Origin of the sequence: Herbaspirillum sp. VT-16-41 (genome assembly GCF_001994935.1) — a bacterium.
GTDB lineage: Bacteria > Pseudomonadota > Gammaproteobacteria > Burkholderiales > Burkholderiaceae_D > Herbaspirillum > Herbaspirillum frisingense.
Map to the genome: position 1 here is coordinate 1 of NZ_MUXB01000018.1, position 5,777 is coordinate 5,777.

General features: G+C 50.8%; 2 tRNA genes and 3 rRNA genes. All 5 read left to right on the plus strand.

The features are described from left to right. Nucleotides 1-468 precede the first annotated feature (468 nt). A 16S ribosomal RNA gene (locus BTM36_RS01335) occupies nucleotides 469-2,001 on the plus strand. 119 nt (nucleotides 2,002-2,120) lie between these two features. Next, a tRNA-Ile gene (locus BTM36_RS01340) sits at nucleotides 2,121-2,197 on the plus strand. Between the two features lie 7 nt (nucleotides 2,198-2,204). After that, nucleotides 2,205-2,280: transfer RNA gene (locus tag BTM36_RS01345), tRNA-Ala, on the plus strand. Between the two features lie 285 nt (nucleotides 2,281-2,565). Further along, nucleotides 2,566-5,437 (plus strand): 23S ribosomal RNA (locus BTM36_RS01350). 138 nt (nucleotides 5,438-5,575) lie between these two features. Next, a 5S ribosomal RNA gene (rrf, locus tag BTM36_RS01355) occupies nucleotides 5,576-5,688 on the plus strand. Together the 16S, 23S and 5S rRNA genes with 2 tRNA genes alongside form the textbook arrangement of a ribosomal RNA operon. Nucleotides 5,689-5,777: the final 89 nt, after the last annotated feature.

The window sequence follows — 5,777 nt, forward strand, 5'->3', positions numbered from 1 at the left end:
GGGCGTTGCTATAGTTCGCCCCCTGCTGACGCGACACACGAAGCGAAGTTGAAAAACAGAGCGACGAAGGTGGGCGAGGCAGGCGAGTAGTGAAGCAGTTCGAAGGGCGTTTTAAATGGAAGTAGTCGAGCGGCAGTAACAGCGAAGACGAAAAAATTTAAAACGAATCGCAAAAAAGTGGTTGACGCGATGAACTAACTGCTACATAATCTCGTTTCTCTGCTGCTGACGAACAAAACGATTCGCAGCGATGCAAACAGCGCCAAGCGCGTTTGATGCAGATGATCTTTAAAAATTAACAGCCGATAAGCGTGGGCGTTTAATGAAGTGCGACAGAACCTCGGTTCTGGAAACTTTAAATATTAAATGCTCACAAGAAATATAGGTAAGATCGCAAGAAATTACCTGTCAGTATTTTGAGAGAGCGATGCCCTTCGGGGTAGCCAGAAATGGCACAAAACAGAGATTAAACTAAAGAGTTTGATCCTGGCTCAGATTGAACGCTGGCGGCATGCCTTACACATGCAAGTCGAACGGCAGCATAGGAGCTTGCTCCTGATGGCGAGTGGCGAACGGGTGAGTAATATATCGGAACGTGCCCTAGAGTGGGGGATAACTAGTCGAAAGACTAGCTAATACCGCATACGATCTACGGATGAAAGTGGGGGATCGCAAGACCTCATGCTCCTGGAGCGGCCGATATCTGATTAGCTAGTTGGTGGGGTAAAAGCTCACCAAGGCGACGATCAGTAGCTGGTCTGAGAGGACGACCAGCCACACTGGGACTGAGACACGGCCCAGACTCCTACGGGAGGCAGCAGTGGGGAATTTTGGACAATGGGGGCAACCCTGATCCAGCAATGCCGCGTGAGTGAAGAAGGCCTTCGGGTTGTAAAGCTCTTTTGTCAGGGAAGAAACGGTTCTGGATAATACCTGGAGCTAATGACGGTACCTGAAGAATAAGCACCGGCTAACTACGTGCCAGCAGCCGCGGTAATACGTAGGGTGCAAGCGTTAATCGGAATTACTGGGCGTAAAGCGTGCGCAGGCGGTTGTGTAAGTCAGATGTGAAATCCCCGGGCTCAACCTGGGAATTGCATTTGAGACTGCACGGCTAGAGTGTGTCAGAGGGGGGTAGAATTCCACGTGTAGCAGTGAAATGCGTAGATATGTGGAGGAATACCGATGGCGAAGGCAGCCCCCTGGGATAACACTGACGCTCATGCACGAAAGCGTGGGGAGCAAACAGGATTAGATACCCTGGTAGTCCACGCCCTAAACGATGTCTACTAGTTGTCGGGTCTTAATTGACTTGGTAACGCAGCTAACGCGTGAAGTAGACCGCCTGGGGAGTACGGTCGCAAGATTAAAACTCAAAGGAATTGACGGGGACCCGCACAAGCGGTGGATGATGTGGATTAATTCGATGCAACGCGAAAAACCTTACCTACCCTTGACATGGATGGAATCCCGAAGAGATTTGGGAGTGCTCGAAAGAGAACCATCACACAGGTGCTGCATGGCTGTCGTCAGCTCGTGTCGTGAGATGTTGGGTTAAGTCCCGCAACGAGCGCAACCCTTGTCATTAGTTGCTACGAAAGGGCACTCTAATGAGACTGCCGGTGACAAACCGGAGGAAGGTGGGGATGACGTCAAGTCCTCATGGCCCTTATGGGTAGGGCTTCACACGTCATACAATGGTACATACAGAGGGCCGCCAACCCGCGAGGGGGAGCTAATCCCAGAAAGTGTATCGTAGTCCGGATTGGAGTCTGCAACTCGACTCCATGAAGTTGGAATCGCTAGTAATCGCGGATCAGCATGTCGCGGTGAATACGTTCCCGGGTCTTGTACACACCGCCCGTCACACCATGGGAGCGGGTTTTACCAGAAGTGGGTAGCCTAACCGCAAGGAGGGCGCTCACCACGGTAGGATTCGTGACTGGGGTGAAGTCGTAACAAGGTAGCCGTATCGGAAGGTGCGGCTGGATCACCTCCTTTCTAGAGTGCGCACGAAGTTAAGCGTCCACACTTATCGGCTGTAAATCAAGAACAGTTATTTGGTGAAGCACGGTCAAGTGGCACAACGTCACTGACTGGCTACTGATACTGATCCAAGCGGGTCTGTAGCTCAGCTGGTTAGAGCACCGTGTTGATAACGCGGGGGTCGTTGGTTCGAGCCCAACCAGACCCACCAAGGTTTCGGGGGTTTAGCTCAGCTGGGAGAGCACCTGCTTTGCAAGCAGGGGGTCGTCGGTTCGATCCCGTCAACCTCCACCAAGAAATGTCAAACCTAAGTCAGCGTTGAGCGTATGGCGTAGTGATTTAGGTTTGATCTTTTACGATCAATGGCTGTTTTTGTTCTTTAACAATCTGGAAGAAGTAAAGATTCATTTAAACGATCGCCAGGACTTCGGTTCTTGCGAAAGTAAAAATGGGTGTGATTGTATCAATCAAAGTATTACGAAGTGATCTTAGCAATTAGAAGACTTACTTTGGAATACGGCAAACGCTAAAACTCAACGCTTCTTTATAACGCTCTTGCGAAAGAGGCTAACGTTATAGGAACAAGCGAATAAGTGCACATGGTGGATGCCTTGGCGATTACAGGCGATGAAGGACGTAGTAGCTTGCGATAAGCTGCGGGGAGCTGGCAAACGAGCTTTGATCCGCAGATTTCCGAATGGGGAAACCCGGCCGTAAGGTCATCGTTATCTGAATACATAGGGTAACGAAGCGAACGTGGCGAACTGAAACATCTAAGTAGCTACAGGAAAAGAAATCAACCGAGATTCCCAAAGTAGTGGCGAGCGAAATGGGATCAGCCTGCAAGATTTAGCATCAACGATAGCAAAACGGAATGGAAAGTCCGGCCATAGTGGGTGATAGCCCCGTATGCGAAATCGATGGTGTGGAACTAGGCTTGCGACAAGTAGGGCGGGACACGTGAAATCCTGTCTGAACATGGGGGGACCATCCTCCAAGGCTAAATACTCGTAATCGACCGATAGTGAACCAGTACCGTGAGGGAAAGGCGAAAAGAACCCCGGAAGGGGAGTGAAATAGATCCTGAAACCGTGTGCATACAAACAGTAGGAGCCTCGAAAGGGGTGACTGCGTACCTTTTGTATAATGGGTCAGCGACTTACATTCAGTGGCAAGCTTAACCGAATAGGGAAGGCGTAGAGAAATCGAGTCCGAATAGGGCGTTCAGTCGCTGGGTGTAGACCCGAAACCAAGTGATCTATCCATGGCCAGGTTGAAGGTGCGGTAACACGCACTGGAGGACCGAACCCACTAATGTTGAAAAATTAGGGGATGAGCTGTGGATAGGGGTGAAAGGCTAAACAAACTTGGAAATAGCTGGTTCTCTCCGAAAACTATTTAGGTAGTGCCTCAAGTATCACCATCGGGGGTAGAGCACTGTTATGGCTAGGGGGTCATCGCGACTTACCAAACCATTGCAAACTCCGAATACCGATGAGTGCGAGCTTGGGAGACAGACGCCGGGTGCTAACGTCCGACGTCAAGAGGGAAACAACCCAGACCGCCAGCTAAGGTCCCAAAGATTGGCTAAGTGGAAAACGAAGTGGGAAGGCTAAAACAGTCAGGAGGTTGGCTTAGAAGCAGCCATCCTTTAAAGAAAGCGTAATAGCTCACTGATCGAGTCGTCCTGCGCGGAAGATGTAACGGGGCTAAGCCAGTCACCGAAGCTGCGGATATCCGTAAGGATATGGTAGGAGAGCGTTCTGTAAGCCTGTGAAGGTGTCTTGTAAAGGATGCTGGAGGTATCAGAAGTGCGAATGCTGACATGAGTAGCGATAATGCGGGTGAAAAGCCCGCACGCCGTAAGCCCAAGGTTTCCTGTTCAACGTTCATCGGAGCAGGGTGAGTCGGCCCCTAAGGCGAGGCAGAGATGCGTAGCTGATGGGAAGCAGGTTAATATTCCTGCACCGTCGTTAGATGCGATGGGGGGACGGATCGCGGAAGGTTGTCCGGGTGTTGGAAGTCCCGGTTCTTGTATCGAAGAAGGCTGTTAGGCAAATCCGGCAGCGTAATTCAAGGGTATGAGACGAGCGAACTTGTTCGCGAAGCAATCGGAAGTGGTTCCAAGAAAAGCCTCTAAGCTTCAGTCTAACGAGACCGTACCGCAAACCGACACAGGTGGGCGAGATGAGTATTCTAAGGCGCTTGAGAGAACTCGGGAGAAGGAACTCGGCAAATTGGTACCGTAACTTCGGGATAAGGTACGCCCAAGTAGTTTGACTGGCCTGCGCCAGAAGGACAAAAGGGTTGCAATAAAATGGTGGCTGCGACTGTTTAATAAAAACACAGCACTCTGCAAACACGAAAGTGGACGTATAGGGTGTGACGCCTGCCCGGTGCTGGAAGATTAAATGATGGGGTGCAAGCTCTTGATTGAAGTCCCAGTAAACGGCGGCCGTAACTATAACGGTCCTAAGGTAGCGAAATTCCTTGTCGGGTAAGTTCCGACCTGCACGAATGGCGTAACGATGGCCACACTGTCTCCTCCCGAGACTCAGCGAAGTTGAAATGTTTGTGATGATGCAATCTACCCGCGGCTAGACGGAAAGACCCCATGAACCTTTACTGTAGCTTTGCATTGGACTTTGAACCAATCTGTGTAGGATAGGTGGGAGGCTTTGAAGCAGAAACGCTAGTTTCTGTGGAGCCAACCTTGAAATACCACCCTGGTTTGTTTGAGGTTCTAACCTTGGTCCGTTATCCGGATCGGGGACAGTGCATGGTAGGCAGTTTGACTGGGGCGGTCTCCTCCCAAAGTGTAACGGAGGAGTTCGAAGGTACGCTAGGTACGGTCGGACATCGTGCTAATAGTGCAATGGCATAAGCGTGCTTAACTGCGAGACTGACAAGTCGAGCAGGTACGAAAGTAGGACATAGTGATCCGGTGGTTCTGTATGGAAGGGCCATCGCTCAACGGATAAAAGGTACTCTGGGGATAACAGGCTGATTCCTCCCAAGAGTTCATATCGACGGGGGAGTTTGGCACCTCGATGTCGGCTCATCACATCCTGGGGCTGTAGCCGGTCCCAAGGGTATGGCTGTTCGCCATTTAAAGTGGTACGTGAGCTGGGTTTAAAACGTCGTGAGACAGTTTGGTCCCTATCTGCCGTGGGCGTTGGAAGTTTGAAGGGGGCTGCTCCTAGTACGAGAGGACCGGAGTGGACGAACCTCTGGTGTATCGGTTGTCACGCCAGTGGCATTGCCGAGTAGCTAAGTTCGGAAGAGATAACCGCTGAAAGCATCTAAGCGGGAAACTCGCCTTGAGATGAGACTTCCCGGGAACTAGATTCCCCTAAAGGGTCGTTCGAGACCAGGACGTTGATAGGTCAGGTGTGGAAGCGCAGTAATGCGTTAAGCTAACTGATACTAATTGCCCGTGCGGCTTGTTCCTATAACATTAGCTCTGTTATAGACAAGTTGAGCATATATTGTGTTTGCCCTAGTGCATCACACCCCAAGAATCAAATTACTTCTTCCAGTTTGAGTTGCTTGCTGCTCCGTTTGAGAGCAAGTGGCTATACAAGTTATGCCTGATGACTATAGCAAGTTGGTACCACCCCTTCCCATCCCGAACAGGACCGTGAAACGACTTCGCGCCGATGATAGTGCTGCAACCAGTGTGAAAGTAGGTCATCGTCAGGCTTGTTACTCCCAAGAACCCTCGTTACGAAAGTAGCGAGGGTTTTTGCTTTGCGGCGGCAAAAACACGCACCCATCCCACCCGGCTGCAT